Here is a 14998-nt window from a genome sequence, read left to right as displayed (position 1 = left end):
GGGTGTGTGCCGCCTCACCCCCGCGCCCCCCCGCCCCCCCGCCGCCCCCCCCCCCCCCCCCCCCCCCCCCCCCCCCCCCCCCCCCCCCCCCCCCCCCCCCCCCCCCCCCCCCACCCGCAGCCAGCCCCCACCCAGGCCACCCCCAGCCCCGCCGGCGATTGAGGCGCAGGGGCCCGGGGACCGGTCCCCGGCAACGGCGCCCGGCCAGGGCCTCCGGCCCCGGAGGGGCTCAGCGGCGCCGGGAGCGCCAGAGCAGGTACAGCGCCGAGGACCCCGCCGCGGCTCGCGCCAGCCAGGGCAGGAGGTCCTGGAAGGTCCCGCTCAGGGCGTCGTTCGCCAGGGGATCGCCCCACCGGCCGTTCAGGCGGCCCCACAGCCACACCACCGCCCCCGCGAAGACCACCCCCGGCAGCCCGAAGACCACCCACTTCCGCTCCGCGGGACCCAGCACGCGCGAGGCGTACGCGAGCAGCCAGCCCGCGGCGAGCAGCAGCCAGTAGCCGGAGACGGCCCCCGCGACCAGGGCCACCGCCGCGAGCAGCAGGAAGGCGTACGGCTTCGGCCGCGGCGCGGCCACCGGCGCGGCGGGAGCCGCCTCCGCTTCGGCCTTCGCCCGGCGCCGCCGCTCGCGCAGGAAGCCCACGAGCGTCTGCGGACCCCCGGGAGCGGCACCGGCGGCACCGGCAGCACCGGCGGCATCCCCGGATCCCGGGTCCGGCTCCGACTCCGGCTTCCGCGCCGCGCCCGGCCCCTTCAGGAGCTCCGGGATCTCGATCCCGCCCGCGAAGCCCTCCACCGTCGATCCCGGCCCGACGGTCCACCAGTCGGGCTCCAGCCGCTCGCCGGAGCCCAGTTCGTCGAGCCCCGCGAGATGCGGCGGCGCCGCCCCCCGCTGCACCGGCACCGCGGTGGCGGACGGGGCGGAGGAAGCGTACGGGGACGGGGACGGGGGAACGGGCTCCGCCCCGCCCGTCGTCGACAGCGTGTCCAGGACCTCCTCCGGCGAGCCGATCCGCTCCAGGATGCGCCGTACCGCCGCCGTCGTCTCCGGTTCGTACTTCGCCCGACGCCGGTCGATCTCGTCCCGCAGCCCCGCGACCAGCCGCATCCGGTCCCCCGACGACAGCTGCCTGCGCTGCGCCAAGTCCCCGACCCGGCTGAGATATTCGTAGACCAGATGGTCGCTCTCGATCCCCACGCCCGGCTCCTCCCGTGCCACCTCGACAGAAGGTAGCGCGTGCGCCCGTGGAGCGGCCGGGGGCACAGCGGATACCGTTGACCGGATGGGGACCGGCCGACTGACCGGCCGACGCGACCAGGAGGCGACGACCGTGCCTGACACGAGCACCGCGGGAAGCGCTCCGCGCTCCCTCGCCGAAGCGCTGCGCGCCCGCGACGACGACGGGCTCGGCGCCCTGCTGCGCGCCCGGCCGGACCTGCTGAGCCCGGTCCCCGGAGACGTGACGCAACTCGCCACCCGGGCCGGCACGCGGGCTTCGGTGGTGCGCGCGCTGGACCACCTGGACCGGTTCGCCCTGCAGGCCGCCGAGGCCCTCGCGGTGGGCCCGGAGCCCTGCCCGTACGCGGTACTGGAGTCCCTGCTCAGCGGCGACACCGGCACCACCTCCGGCGCCGACAACGGGGCCCGCGCCGAACTCCCCCGGGCCCTGGCCACCCTGCGCGAGCAGGCCCTGGTCTGGGGCGACGACGAACGGCTGCGCCTGGTCCGCACCGCCCGCGAACTGCTCGCCCCCTCCGCCACGCGCCCCTCCCCCACCGGGCTCGGCCCCACCGTCGCGGAGGCCACGGGCGGCATGTCGCCGACCCGGATCCAGGAGATCGTGGCGGCCGTCGGGCTGCCCCCGACGCACGACCCGGTGTCTGCGGTGACCGCGCTGACGGGCCTGTTCACCGACCCGGTACGGATGTCGGCGCTGCTCGACGAGGCTCCGGCCGAGGCCCACCAGGTGCTGGGCCGGCTCGTGTGGGGGCCGCCGTACGGGGAAGTGACGCCCCATCCGACGCCTCCGGTGCGCTGGCTGCGCGACCGGGGCCTGCTGCTGCCCGCCTCCGCGCGCACGGTGCTGCTGCCGCGCGAGGTGGCCCTGTACCTGCGCGGCGGGCTCGCGCACCGGCTGACGGAGCCGCTGCCCCCGGAGGTTCCCGCGCACCGCGAGCACCGTCCACAGCTTGTGGACGCGAACGCGGCCGGCCAGGCACTGGCCGCGCTGTCGACGGTCGAGGAGCTGGTGAAGTCCTGGGAGCACACCGGTCCGGCCGTGCTCCGCTCGGGCGGGCTCTCCGTACGCGACCTGAAGCGGACGGCGGCCTCGCTCGACACCGACGAGCCGTCGGCGGCGTTCTGGATCGAACTCTCCTACGCGGCGGGCCTGCTGGCCGGCGACGGGGAGGCCGACGAGCGGTACGCCCCGACCCCCGCCTTCGACGACTGGCTGGAGATCCCGCCCGCCGAGCGCTGGTCGGTGCTGGCGGCGGCCTGGCTGACCGCCACCCGGACCCCGGGCCTGGTCGGCGAACAGGACGCGAAGGGCCGTACGCTCTCCGCGCTCGGCGCCGAACTGGACCGCTCCGCCGCCCCCGAGGTGCGCCGCCGCGTCCTCGGGCTGCTCGCCGCCCTCCCCGAGGGCGGCTCCCCCGACCCGGCCGCGCTGCTCGCCCGCCTGGACTGGGAGCGGCCGGTGCGCGGGACGAGCGAACTGCGCTCCCGACTCGCACGCTGGACGCTGACCGAGGCGGAGGTGCTCGGAGTCACCGGCCGGGGCGCGCTCGCCGCGCCCGGCCGGGCCCTGCTCGAGGGGCGCGACCCGGCACCCCTGCTCGCGCCGCTGCTGCCCGAGCCCGTGGACCACGTACTGCTCCAGGCCGACCTGACGGCGGTGGCTCCGGGGCCGCTGCGGCGGGCGCTCGCCGAGGTGCTGGCCGTGCTGGCGGAGGTGGAGTCCAAGGGCGGGGCCACCGTGTACCGCTTCACGCCCGGGTCGGTGAGACGCGCCCTGGACGCCGGCCACACCGCCGTCGACCTGCAGTCCTTCCTCACCGAGCACAGCCGCACCCCGGTGCCGCAGCCGCTGTCGTACCTCATCGACGACGTGGCCCGGCGGCACGGACACCTCCGGGTGGGCGCGGCCTCCTCGTACGTGCGCTGCGACGACGACGGCATGCTGAACGAGATCCTCGCCGACAAGCGGTCCGCCGGCCTCGGGCTGCGCCGCCTCGCGCCGACCGTCCTGGCCGCGCAGGCCGAACCGACGGCGCTGCTCGACGGGTTGCGGGCCATGGGGTACGCCCCGGCCGCGGAATCCCGCACGGGTGACGTCCTGCTCTCCCGCGCCGACGCCCACCGCACCCCGGCGCGCGCCCTGCCCGTACCGGTCCCGGACGGGCCGCCGGTCCCGGACCCGACGCTGCTGGGGGCTGCCGTACGGGCCATCCGCGCGGGCGACCTGGCGGCGACGGCGGTCCGCAAGGAACCGGCCTCCGCCACGGGGACGGGCGGCCCCGGCGGCCCCGGCACTCCCGGCGAACTCCCGCGGACGAGCGCGGCGGAGACGCTGGCGACCGTGCAGGCGGCCGCGCTCACCGGGTCGGCGGTGTGGATCGGCTACGTCAACGCCGACGGCGCGGCGAGCCAGCGGGTCATCGCCCCGGTGCGCGTGGAGGGCGGCTTCGTCACCGGGTACGACCACACGGCGGACGAGGTGCGGACCTTCGCGCTGCACCGGATCACGGGGGTCGCGGAACTGGAGGAGGACCAGATCTAGCGCGGGGTCCGCATCGCCTTGTGCGGGGTCCGCATCGCCTTGCGCGCGGTCCGCATCGCCTTGCGCGGGGTCCACATCGCCTTGCGCGGGGTCCGCATCGCGGAGCGGAAATCCGCTGGCCCGGAGGGTGCGCGGGCCCGCACCCTGGGGTCATGCCCGAAGCGACCACCGACCCCGCCCGCTCCACCCCGCGCCACCAGATCCGCGCCGCGCACACCGCCGGCACCGTCACCGTGTACCAGGCGTACCACCCCCGGATCGGGGTGCCCGCCGCCCGTGACGGCCGATTCCCGCCCTCCTGGAAGCGGGAGCGGATGACCTGGGTCAAGCCGTCGTTCCTGTGGATGATGTACCGCTGCGGCTGGGCCACCAAGGCCGACCAGGAGACGGTGCTGGCCGTGGAGATCACCCGCGCCGGCTTCGACCGGGCACTGGGCCGGGCCTGCCTCTCGCACTACGTCCCCGGCGTGCACGCCGACCGGGAGACCTGGACCCGGACGCTGCGCACGGCCCCGGCCCGGGTGCAGTGGGACCCGGAGCGCGATCTGCACCTGAACCCGCTGCCGCACCGCTCGCTCCAACTGGGCCTGTCCGAGTCGATGTCACGCGCCTACGCCGACGAGTGGACGGTCTCCGTCCGCGATGTCACCCCGCTGGCCCGGGAGATCCACGCCCTGCTCCGCTCCGGCGAACCGGAGGCGGCGCGGGCCCTGCTCCCGCCGGAGTCCCCCTACCCGGCGGGGCCGCTCGGGCACTTGGGCGCGTAGCGGCGTCGTACGAGCCGCGTACGACGCCGTACCGCCTCGCCGTACCGCCTCGCCGTACCGCCTCACCTCGCCGCGTAGTCGACGCGCTCCGCGTCGAAGGGCCAGACCTCGGCGAGCCAGCGCGCGACGGTCTCGTACACCGTCTTGTCGAGTGCGGCCCGGTCGGCGCGCACCCAGGAACTGACCCGCACGCGCCCCGGTTCCACGTGTGCGGGGTAGATGTAGAGACAGCCGATGACCTCGCCCTCTCCGTCGCGCTCCCCCTCCAGGACGCTGTAAGTGAACCCGCGCCGCTCGGCGAAGTCCCGTGCGTGGCGCACCAGGTCGGCGAGGTTCTCCTCCGGACTCATGCCCTCCTGCGGAGGCCAGTCGCCCAGGAAGGTGGGCGTCGCGCGCACGTGCGCGACGCTGCCGCTCCAGGCGGCGAGGTCGCCCTCGTTGTGCTCGGGCCCGAGGGGCTCCAGCCGGAAGCCCTCCCCGACGAACCGGACGGGCACCTCGAACACCTCGGCGGGCGGTACGAAGTCCTGCTGATCGCTGCTCATGCGCGGACCCTACGCGGCCCCTTCCCCGGTGCCCACGGGATATCGGGCCGCCGCCGCCAGCCGGAGCAGTTCGTCGACCGACCACTGGTCGTAGACGTGCTCCCCGTACTTGGCGGCCAGCACCTTCCCGTCGGGCCCGATCAGCAGGTCGGCGGGCAGCCCGAGCCGTCCGTTCGGCTGCCGCGGGGCGGGCGGCCGCTCCCGGCCGCGCACCACCTCGACGGCCGACCGGGCGACCGCCCACAGCACCGGGCCCCAGGCACGCGGGTCCAGCAGGGAGCGCGGGGAGGACTCGACGCCGAACTCCCGGTACAGCCGCCGGCGCGGGTCGGCGATCACGGCGAAGGGGAAGTCGGCGGTGTGCGGGCGCAGTTCCTCCGCGGGGGAGTGGAAGAGCACGATCTCCCGGATCCCGGCGGCCTCGATCTCCGCGTGCCGCCGGACGACGGAGCGCAGGTGGAGGTGGCAGACGGGGCAGCCGGCGAAGCGCCGGAACTGCAGATGGACGAGCCGCTCGGGATCGGGCACCGGGGCGGCCCCTCCCGTGAGGGGCGCGAGCAGGCGTCCGGGTACCACGGAACCGGTTTCGAACATGGGAAACCCTCCATCGACAGGCGTAGGCGTATGCCGTACTCCTACCTCCCAGCGTAGGCGTATGCCGTACGCTGTCAACCGTCATGCCGCGCCCCCGCTCCCACACCCCGGACCAACTGGCCGCCGCCGCCCTCGCCGTCATCGACCGCGACGGGCTCCCCGGCCTCTCCATGCGCGCCGTCGCCACCGAGCTCGGCACCAGCCCCATGGCCCTGTACCGCTACGTCCCGGGCCGCGAGGAACTCGAAGCGCTCGTCGTGGAACTCGTCCTCAGCAGCGTCGACACCGCCCCGCCGCCCCCGGGGCCCTGGCACGGCCGGATCACCGTCCTGGCCCGCCGCCTGCGCGACACCATGAGCGCCCACCCGGCCACCCTGCCGCTCACCCTGACGCACCGGCACCGCTCGCCGAGCGCGCTGCGCTGGTCGGAAACCGTGCTCGGCGTCCTCACCGAGGCCGGGATCGAGGCCGAGGAACGGGTGATCGCGCTGCGCGCGCTCATCGCGTACGTGATCGGTGCCACGCAGCTGGAACACCTCGGGCCGCTGGCCGGCCCCGGGACCACCGCCATCGCCGGTCTCCCCGCGGAGGAGTTCCCGTACATGACGGCCACCGCGCGCGACGCCCGCTCGGTCGGCCCGGAGCGGGAATTCGAGGGCGGCCTGAAGCTGCTCCTGCGCGGCCTGGCATGATCCGCCGGTGACCCACGCAGCCACCACCGCCGCCGTCCCTGCCACCACCGCCGTCCCTGCCGCCGTCGTCCCCGCCCGGTACGTCCTGTTCGACGTCGACGGCACCCTCGTCGACGCCGTCGCCAACCAGCGCCGGGTCTGGGCCACCTGGGCCGCCCGCCACGGGCTGGACCCGGACGCCGTCTACGCCGTGGCCCTGCGGACCCGCCCGATGGAGACCTTCGCGGCCGTAGCCCCGGACCTGGACCCGCACGCGTGCCTGGCCGCGCTGCACGAGCTGGAGGACGAGGACGTCCGCTCCGGCACCTACGCCGCCTTCGACGGCGCGGCCGAGCTGCTGACCGCCCTGCCCGCGGGGAGCTGGGGCCTGGTCACCTCGAACTACGCACACCGGGTGCGCGGCCGCTTCGACCGCACCGGCCTGCCCGTGCCGCCGGTGCTCGTGGACGCCGCCGCCGTCGCGCAGGGCAAGCCCTCACCGGTCCCGTACCTGCGGGGCGCGGCCCTCCTGGGCGCCGACCCCGCCCGCTGCCTGGTCGTCGAGGACGCCCCCTCGGGCGTCCGGTCGGGCCTCGCGGCCGGCATGACGGTCTGGACGGTCAACACCCCCGAAGCCCACCCCGAGGCCCACCGCCACTTCCCCACCCTCCGCGAGGCCGCCGCAGAGATCCTCGCCTTCGCCACCTCCACGCCCGCCCCCTGAGCCCGCCCGTGCGGCCAGCGCGCGGCCAGAACCGCCCGGCCCGCGGAGCGATACGGCAGACTGGAGGTTTGGCCGCCCGCGTCCGGGCGGTCCTCCCACGCCGAAAGGGACGTGCGTGAACGGGCCCCTCATCGTCCAGAGCGACAAGACCCTCCTCCTGGAGATCGACCACGAGCTCTCCGCGGCCGCGCGGCGCGCCATCGCGCCCTTCGCCGAGCTGGAGCGCGCTCCCGAGCACATCCACACGTACCGGATCACGCCGCTGGGGCTGTGGAACGCGCGGGCCGCCGGGCACGACGCCGAGCAGGTCGTGGACGCGCTCGTGGAGTTCTCCCGCTACCCCGTCCCGCACGCGCTGCTCGTCGACGTCGCCGAGACCATGGCCCGCTACGGCCGGCTCACCCTCTCCAAGCACCCCGTCCACGGACTGGTCCTGACCAGCACCGACCGCCCGGTGCTGGAGGAGATCCTGCGGTCGAAGCGGGTCGCCCCGCTGGTCGGCGCGCGCCTCGACGCCGACACCGTCGCCGTGCACCCCTCCGAGCGCGGGCAGATCAAGCAGACCCTGCTCAAGCTGGGCTGGCCCGCCGAGGACCTCGCCGGGTACGTGGACGGCGAAGCGCACCCGATCGAGCTCGACGAGACCGGCTGGGCGCTGCGCCCCTACCAGCAGCAGGCCGTCGAGGGCTTCTGGCACGGCGGCTCCGGCGTGGTCGTGCTGCCCTGCGGCGCCGGCAAGACGCTGGTCGGCGCCGGTGCCATGGCCAAGGCCAAGGCCACCACGCTGATCCTGGTCACGAACACCGTCTCCGCCCGCCAGTGGAAGCACGAGCTGATCAAGCGGACCTCGCTGACGGAGGAGGAGATCGGCGAGTACTCCGGTACTCGCAAGGAGATCCGGCCCGTCACGATCGCCACGTACCAGGTCCTGACGACGAAGCGGAAGGGCATTTATCCGCACCTGGAGCTCTTCGACTCCCGGGACTGGGGCCTGATCCTCTACGACGAGGTGCACCTGCTGCCCGCTCCGGTGTTCAAGTTCACCGCCGACCTGCAGGCACGCCGACGCCTCGGCCTGACCGCGACGCTGGTGCGCGAGGACGGCCGCGAGTCGGACGTGTTCTCGCTGATCGGCCCGAAGCGGTTCGACGCCCCGTGGAAGGAGATCGAGGCGCAGGGCTACATCGCCCCGGCCGACTGCGTCGAGGTCCGCGTGAACCTCACCGAGTCGGAGCGCCTGGCCTACGCGACCGCCGAGACGGAGGAGAAGTACCGCTTCTGCGCGACCACCGCCACCAAGCGGAAGGTCACCGAGGCGCTGGTGCGCAAGCACGCGGGCGAGCAGACGCTGGTCATCGGGCAGTACATCGACCAGCTCGACGAGCTCGGCGAGCACCTCGACGCGCCCGTCATCAAGGGCGAGACCTCCAACGCGCAGCGCGAGAAGCTCTTCAACGCCTTCCGCGAGGGCGAGATCAGCGTGCTGGTCGTCTCCAAGGTCGCCAACTTCTCCATCGACCTGCCCGAGGCCACGGTCGCCATCCAGGTGTCCGGCACCTTCGGCTCCCGCCAGGAGGAGGCCCAGCGCCTCGGCCGCGTCCTGCGCCCGAAGGCCGACGGCCACGAGGCGCGCTTCTACTCGGTCGTCGCGCGCGACACCATCGACCAGGACTTCGCCGCGCACCGCCAGCGCTTCCTGGCCGAACAGGGCTACGCCTACCGGATCATGGACGCCGACGAGCTGCTGGCCGGGGACTGACGGACGGGGTGGCGAACCCTACGCCGGTCGTATGACGCACCAGGAGATCTACGAGGTCCCTTCACGGAGTCGGAGTCGGCGGGCCGCGACCGGGACCGGCTGGAACCCGTACGCCGCGCCTCCTTCGGCAAGGGTCTTCGACGACGCGGACATCCTGCTGCCGGACGCGTGAGCCCCGGCGCGGCGCGGCGGCGAGCAGGGCCGTGAGCAGGGGGACCGTCCAGACCCACAGGCGCGGCCGGGCCCGCGGTCCGGCGAGCCGTGGGCCCGGAACTCCGGGTCACGGCGCGACCCCGGGGCCAGCGCCTCAGCGGCGTATGACCCCCGCGTCCTCGGCGTACTCACCGAGGACGACGACGCTCACGGCGGTCGCCGCGAAGACCTTGGCGGCGCGCAGGACGCTGCCGGCGCTGTGGCGGGGACGGCGGGAGTCGGAGGTGGCGGTGGCGCCGCGAGGGCGGCGACCCTGGACCGGGGTGTAGGTTGCGGTGCTCATGTATCCATGGTCGGTTTTCGCCCGGCTTGTCACATCGCCCTGAGGGCTGAACCTCCAGGTCCCCGGCGTCCTTCTCCCGGCCCATGCCTCCCCCTACGGGCTCTGTCCGAAGGAGGACACGGACCGAACACCCCCCGTACGGGGCCACCCCGGCGAAGGACTTTCGGCCCCCGGAATCCATTCGCGCAGCGCCTCCGCGATGACTAGAATCTCCGCTCTTGCCGCCTCCCGCCGCGTCACCGGGAGCGCCGCCCGCCGCTCGGAAACCGGCGGGCCCGTCCGCCCGCATCACGCAGGTCCTCAGCAGATGGAGGCAGTTCCGTGCCCGCGCACGCCCACGCCCACGTCACCGACCCCGACGCCGTCACCGACGCCGACGCCGACGCCGCATCAGCACCCGGCGAGGCCGCCACCGATCCCCTGGGCCGCGAGCGGGCCCACCTCGCCGCGTCCCGGTCCGCGCTCCGCGCGATGCGCGAGGACGTCGAGAACCTCGACATCCGCGACGTCACCGCGAACTGGGTCAACGCGGTCGTGCTCCAGGCCCAGATCGACGACCGGATCAAGGCCCTCGCCGACCTCGCCCACACCCCGCTCTTCTTCGGCCGCCTCGACTACCTGCACGCGCCCGGCGCGGAACTCGCCGAGGGCGCGGAGGGCGAGCAGTTCTACATCGGCCGCCGCCACGTCCACGACGCCGGCGGCGACCCCATGGTCATCGACTGGCGCGCGCCCGTCTCCCAGCCCTTCTACCGCGCCTCCAAGAACGACCCGCAGGACGTCGGGCTGCGCCGCCGCTTCGGTTACACGGGCGGCGAGCTGACCGCGTACGAGGACGAGCACCTCTCCGACCCCACCGAGGGGCCGGCCGTCAGCAAGCTGCTCCAGCAGGAGATCGAGCGCCCGCGCGTGGGCCCCATGCGCGACATCGTGGCGACGATCCAGCCCGAGCAGGACGAGATCGTCCGCTCCGGCCTGTCGGGCTCCGTCTGCGTGCAGGGCGGCCCCGGCACCGGCAAGACGGCCGTCGGCCTGCACCGTGTCGCGTACCTCCTCTACGCGCACCGCGACCGCCTCGCCCGTACGGGCACCCTGGTCATCGGGCCGAACCGTTCCTTCCTGCACTACATCGAGCAGGTCCTGCCCGCCCTCGGCGAGCTGGAGGTCAAGCAGGCCACGGTCGACGACCTGGTCGCCCGCGCGGACCTGGAGGTACGCGGCGCGGACGCCGCCGAAACCGCCGTGATCAAGGGCGACGCCCGGATGGCCGAGGTGTTGCGCCGCGCGGTCCACTCGCACGTGACGGAGCCGGTCGACCCGCTGATGGTGGTCCGCGGATCGCGCCGCTGGCGGGTGCCCGCGTACGAGATCGCCGAGATCGTCTCCGAACTCCAGAACCGCGACATCCGCTACGGCGCCGCCCGCGACGCCCTCCCGCAGCGGATCTCGCACGCGGTCCTCGTGCGCATGGAGCAGGCGGGCGAGGCGCCGGACGACCGGGTCCAGGACGCGGTGGCGCGCAATCCCGCCGTGAAGGCCGTGGTCAAGGCGGTGTGGCCACTGGTGGAACCGGCCAAGCTGGTGCTGCGGCTCCTCTCGGACGCGGAGTTCCTCGCGGAGCACGCGGAGGGGATCCTGTCGGAGCGGGAGCAGGAACTGCTGCTCTGGGCGAAGCCGGCGCGCAGCGTGAAGTCGGTGAAGTGGTCGGCGGCGGACCTGGTCCTCATCGACGAGACGGCGGACCTGGTGGAGCGCACGCACTCGCTCGGCCATGTCGTCATCGACGAGGCTCAGGACCTGTCCCCGATGCAGTACCGGGCGGTGGGCCGGCGCTGCACGACCGGCTCGGCGACGGTCCTCGGCGACCTCGCACAGGGCACGACCCCGTGGGCGACGCGCAGTTGGGACGAGGCGCTGGGGCATCTGGGCAAGCCGGGCGCGGTGCTGGAGGAACTGACCGCGGGCTTCCGCGTGCCGCGCGAGGTGATCGCCTACGCCTCGCGGCTGCTGCCGGTGATCTCGCCGGGCCTGTCGCCCGTCTCCTCGGTCCGAGAGACCCCGGGCTCGCTGATCGTCTCGGAGGCCGACGCGGCCGGCCTGTCGGCGGCGGTGATCGCGGCCTGCCGGGCCTCGCTCGTGCACGAGGGGTCGATCGGGCTGATCGCGGCGGACGCGCGGATCCCGGAGCTGGGGGAAGCGCTGCTGGCCGCGGGCCTGCCCTACCTCTCGCCCGGCGAGGAGACGACCGCGCAGTCGCGGCTGACGCTGGTGCCGGCGTCCCTCGCGAAGGGTCTGGAGTACGACTACGTCGTCTTGCACGAGCCGGCGGACGTGGTGGCGGGCGAACCCGACGAACGCACCGGCCTGCGCCGCCTGTACGTCTGCCTCACCCGAGCCGTCTCCGGCCTCACCGTCCTCCACGCCGCCCCGCTGCCCGGGGCTCTGGCGTAGCCCTGCGCGGCGAAGTCCCCGCAGCGCCCTTTGCCGCTGCGCGGGGCAGAGTTCCCCTACCCGCCCTTCCACCGTTCCCTGGGGCTCCGCCCCAGACCCCGCGCCTCAAACGCCGGCGAGGCCGGCTGTATTCAGCCCGTCCGGCGTTTGAGGACCGGGTCCGGGCAGAGCCCGGTCCGGGCAGAGCCCGGGGAACGGCGGAAGGGCGGGTAGGGGACAGCCCCCGCAGGGCCGCCCTGGACTCGGTCCGGTCAGGACAGGGCGGCGCGCCATTCCGCGACGGCCGCAGCCGAGACCGGCCGGTCCCAGCCGGCGGGGCGGGAGGCGCCGCCGATGTGGAAGGCGTCGATGCCCGCCCCGCGCAGCACCGGCAGGTGGGAGAGGGCCAGGCCGCCGCCCACCAGGATGCGCGGCTCGTAGCCGGGGGTGGCCGCCTTCGCCGCCTCCGCCAGCAGCACCGGCAGGCCCTCGTCGACCCCGCCCGCCGCGCCCGCGGTCAGGTAGGTGTCGAGTCCGGGCAGGTCCGCGACGGCCTTGCGGAGCTGGTCACGGTCGGCGGCCCGGTCGATCGCCCGGTGGAACGTCCACCCGCAGCCGCCGAGCTCCGCGACGACCGCCTCCACGGCGGTGAGGTCGGGGCTGCCGTCGGGGTTCAGGAAGCCCAGTACGAACTCCTCCGCCCCCTCCGCGCGCAGCGCCCGCGCCTCCTCCACCAGGCGCTCCACGTCCTGCGCGGAGCCCGCCGAGAAGCCGTCCGCCTTCCGGAGCATCACGCGCAGCCGGATGTCGACCGCCGCCCGGATCGCCGCGAAGGTCTCGCGCGGCGGGGTGAGCCCGTCGGCGGCCATGTCGGTGACCAGTTCGAGTCGGTCCGCCCCACCGGCCTGGGCCGCGACCGCGTCCTCCACGTCGAGGGCGATCACCTCCAGGAGCGCACGGTTGCTCATGTAATCCCATCCTTCGTCCCACATTGGAAAATAGGTCTAGTCCAATGTCCAGGGTACGGGCCTCCGCCCACCCTCCACCAGCACAATCACGCCACCACCACAATGTGCCCATGACATCCGCCATGACGTCCGACACGCGACGCGAGCAGGACCTCCGCGCCCGCTGGCACGCCACCACCACCGCCGCCGGAGCAGCCCCCGACCGCGACCCCGCCCCCTACGCCGACCGCCTCCTCACCGCCTGGGCGGAGCCGCAGCGCAGGTACCACACCACCGCGCACCTGGCCGACGTACTCGCACGGGTCGACGTACTCGCCGACGAGGCGCGGCGCGAGGCACACCCGGAGCCGGCCGACCGCCCCGCCGTGGAGCTCGCCGCCTGGTTCCACGACGCCGTCTACCGCCCCGACCGCTCCGAGAACGAGGAGCGCAGCGCCGCCCTCGCCGAGCGCGCCCTGCCCGAGCTCGGCATCGACGGCGACCGCACCGCCGAGGTGGCCCGCCTCGTCCGGCTCACGATCACCCACGACCCCGCACCCGGCGACACCAACGGCGAGCTGCTCTGCGACGCCGACCTGGGCGTCCTGGCCGGCCCGGCCGAGCAGTACGCCGCCTACGCGGCCGCCGTGCGCGCCGAGTACGGCTTCGTCCCCGACGAGGCCTTCCGCGAAGGCCGGGCCGCCGTCCTGCGCCGGCTGCTGGCCCTGCCCCGCCTCTTCCGCACCGCCTACGGGGCCGCGCACTGGGAGGCCCCGGCCCGCACGAACCTGGCCGCCGAGCTGGCGGAGCTGAGCGAGGGCGCCGGCCGGAGCGACGGCGGCAGCGGCAGCGGCAGCGGCAGCGGCAGCGCGAGCGGGAGGGATCAGCCCCCGGGAATGTGATCCCGTTCGTCGTGGTTGAGGTAATTCATGCCCGCAGCAGCCGAACGCACCCGTATGCCCGTAGCCGTTTACATCCTCGGCCTCTCCGTCTTCGCACTCGGCACCAGCGAGTTCATGCTCTCCGGGCTGCTGCCACCCATCGCCGAGGACATGGGCGTCACCATCCCCCAGGCGGGCCTGCTCATATCCGCCTTCGCGATCGGCATGGTCGTCGGCGCACCACTGCTCGCCGTCGCCACGCTGCGGCTGCCCCGGCGCACCACGCTGCTCTCGCTGATCACCCTCTTCGGCCTCGGGCAGGTCGCGGGCGCGCTGGCCCCCTCGTACGAGCTGCTCTTCGCCTCCCGCATCGTCTCCGCGCTCGCCTGCGCCGGCTTCTGGGCGGTCGGCGCCGCCGTGGCCATCGCGATGGTCGAGCGGCACCAGCGGGCCCGCGCGATGGCCGTCATGATCGGCGGACTCTCCATCGCCAACGTCCTCGGCGTCCCGGCCGGCGCGTTCCTCGGTGAGCACCTGGGCTGGCGCTCAGCGTTCTGGGCGGTCGGCGCGGCCTCGGCCGTCGCGCTGGTCGGCATCCTCGCGCTGATCCCGAGGATCCCGCCGCCTGCCGAGAAGCCGACGCTCGCGCGCGAGCTGCGCATCTACCGGGACCGGCAGGTGTGGCTGTCCATCGGCGTCACGGCGCTCGCCGCGGGCGGCGTCTTCTGCGCCTTCAGCTACCTGTCCCCGCTGCTCACGGACGTGGCCGGGCTCGATTCGCAGTGGGTCCCGTGGATCCTCGGCCTCTTCGGGATCGGCGCGCTGGCGGGCACCACGCTGGGCGGGCGGATCGCCGACGCGCACCTGTTCGGGGTGATGCTGTGGGGCATCACCGCCTCCACCGTCTTCCTGGCGGCGCTGGCCCTGCTGGCCTCCACGGCGGCCGCCGCGATCGCCCTCTCCTTCCTGCTCGGCTTCTCTGCGTTCTTCACGGCCCCGGCGCTCAACGCCCGCATGTTCAACGTCGCGGGCGCCGCCCCGACCCTGGCCGGCGCGACCACCACGGCCGCGTTCAACCTCGGCAACACCGGCGGCCCCTGGCTCGGCGGCACCGTCATCGACGCCGGGTACGGCTACTCCGCCACCGCCTGGGCGGGCGGCGCGATGACCGTCACCGCGATCGCCCTGGGCCTGGTGGCCCTCCGCCTGGACCGCCGTACGGGGTCCCGTACAGGGCCGGGCGCGACCCGCGTCGTCGCGTCGTCCGCGTCTGCCCCGTCCAAGGCCCCAGTCGGCACGTAGCACGGAGCCCCACCTGAGGTCGCGCATGCGATATCCGCAGCGTGAGGAGCGACGGGCCTGGGCCTGGATGCATGACCCGCCCCTGGCCCGGGCCCTTGCC

Annotated in this window: 14 protein-coding genes; 9 read left to right on the top strand and 5 right to left on the bottom strand. The window is 74.8% G+C overall.

Annotated elements, in window-relative coordinates:
• Positions 1 to 229 precede the first annotated feature (229 nt).
• Positions 230 to 1198, bottom strand: coding sequence for a hypothetical protein (locus ACIQV3_RS29810; protein ID WP_403717223.1), 969 nt, complete (start codon positions 1196 to 1198; stop codon positions 230 to 232).
• A gap of 85 nt (positions 1199 to 1283) precedes the next feature.
• On the opposite strand from ACIQV3_RS29810, the gene ACIQV3_RS29805 reads away from it, so the two are divergent.
• Positions 1284 to 3782 carry a helicase-associated domain-containing protein gene (locus ACIQV3_RS29805; protein WP_403717221.1) on the top strand — a complete coding sequence of 833 codons (2499 nt, stop codon included), beginning with the start codon at positions 1284 to 1286 and terminating at the stop codon, positions 3780 to 3782.
• A 152-nt stretch (positions 3783 to 3934) separates the two neighbouring features.
• Entirely contained in the window at positions 3935 to 4549 is a 615-nt protein-coding gene (locus ACIQV3_RS29800; RefSeq protein ID WP_403717219.1) for a DUF4291 domain-containing protein, read from the top strand.
• A gap of 62 nt (positions 4550 to 4611) precedes the next feature.
• On the opposite strand, the gene ACIQV3_RS29795 is transcribed toward ACIQV3_RS29800, so the two are convergent.
• On the bottom strand, positions 4612 to 5094 hold the full coding sequence (locus ACIQV3_RS29795) for an N-acetyltransferase (protein WP_403717217.1): 483 nt from the start codon (positions 5092 to 5094) through the stop codon (positions 4612 to 4614).
• Positions 5095 to 5103: 9 nt separating this feature from the next.
• Complete coding sequence (locus tag ACIQV3_RS29790; RefSeq protein ID WP_403717215.1) at positions 5104 to 5688, bottom strand: peroxiredoxin-like family protein; 585 nt, start codon at positions 5686 to 5688, stop codon at positions 5104 to 5106.
• 83 nt (positions 5689 to 5771) lie between these two features.
• Here ACIQV3_RS29790 and ACIQV3_RS29785 point away from each other — a divergent pair, with 83 nt between their 5' ends.
• The 4 genes from ACIQV3_RS29785 (at position 5772) to ACIQV3_RS29770 (ending at position 9014) form a co-directional block, all read left to right on the top strand.
• Positions 5772 to 6380, top strand: a complete 609-nt coding sequence (locus ACIQV3_RS29785) for a TetR/AcrR family transcriptional regulator (RefSeq protein WP_403717213.1) — start codon at positions 5772 to 5774, stop codon at positions 6378 to 6380.
• 85 nt (positions 6381 to 6465) lie between these two features.
• Positions 6466 to 7083 carry an HAD family hydrolase gene (locus ACIQV3_RS29780; RefSeq protein WP_403717252.1) on the top strand — a complete coding sequence of 206 codons (618 nt, stop codon included), beginning with the start codon at positions 6466 to 6468 and terminating at the stop codon, positions 7081 to 7083.
• A gap of 115 nt (positions 7084 to 7198) precedes the next feature.
• Positions 7199 to 8842, top strand: coding sequence for a DNA repair helicase XPB (locus tag ACIQV3_RS29775; protein ID WP_327253467.1), 1644 nt, complete (start codon positions 7199 to 7201; stop codon positions 8840 to 8842).
• 31 nt (positions 8843 to 8873) lie between these two features.
• Entirely contained in the window at positions 8874 to 9014 is a 141-nt protein-coding gene (locus ACIQV3_RS29770) for a hypothetical protein (RefSeq protein WP_403717211.1), read from the top strand.
• 135 nt (positions 9015 to 9149) lie between these two features.
• On the opposite strand, the gene ACIQV3_RS29765 is transcribed toward ACIQV3_RS29770, so the two are convergent.
• Complete coding sequence (locus ACIQV3_RS29765) at positions 9150 to 9338, bottom strand: hypothetical protein (RefSeq protein ID WP_327306059.1); 189 nt, start codon at positions 9336 to 9338, stop codon at positions 9150 to 9152.
• A gap of 321 nt (positions 9339 to 9659) precedes the next feature.
• Here ACIQV3_RS29765 and ACIQV3_RS29760 point away from each other — a divergent pair, with 321 nt between their 5' ends.
• A complete protein-coding gene (locus ACIQV3_RS29760; RefSeq protein ID WP_403717209.1) occupies positions 9660 to 11789 on the top strand; it encodes a HelD family protein in 2130 nt (709 codons plus the stop codon).
• A 251-nt stretch (positions 11790 to 12040) separates the two neighbouring features.
• Here the strand turns inward: ACIQV3_RS29760 and ACIQV3_RS29755 are convergent, their stop codons facing one another.
• Positions 12041 to 12736: a copper homeostasis protein CutC gene (locus tag ACIQV3_RS29755; protein WP_403717207.1), complete on the bottom strand. Its 696-nt coding sequence runs from the start codon at positions 12734 to 12736 to the stop codon at positions 12041 to 12043.
• A gap of 110 nt (positions 12737 to 12846) precedes the next feature.
• On the opposite strand from ACIQV3_RS29755, the gene ACIQV3_RS29750 reads away from it, so the two are divergent.
• Together ACIQV3_RS29750 and ACIQV3_RS29745 are read left to right on the top strand one after the other, a co-directional pair.
• Positions 12847 to 13617, top strand: coding sequence for a hypothetical protein (locus ACIQV3_RS29750; protein ID WP_403717206.1), 771 nt, complete (start codon positions 12847 to 12849; stop codon positions 13615 to 13617).
• A gap of 54 nt (positions 13618 to 13671) precedes the next feature.
• Positions 13672 to 14898: a Cmx/CmrA family chloramphenicol efflux MFS transporter gene (locus tag ACIQV3_RS29745; protein WP_403717250.1), complete on the top strand. Its 1227-nt coding sequence runs from the start codon at positions 13672 to 13674 to the stop codon at positions 14896 to 14898.
• The last annotated feature ends 100 nt before the right edge of the window (positions 14899 to 14998 follow it).

Source organism: Streptomyces sp. NPDC099050, assembly GCF_044759865.1.
Taxonomy (GTDB): Bacteria; Actinomycetota; Actinomycetes; order Streptomycetales; family Streptomycetaceae; genus Streptomyces.
This window is presented reverse-complemented; position numbering and strand designations above follow the sequence as displayed.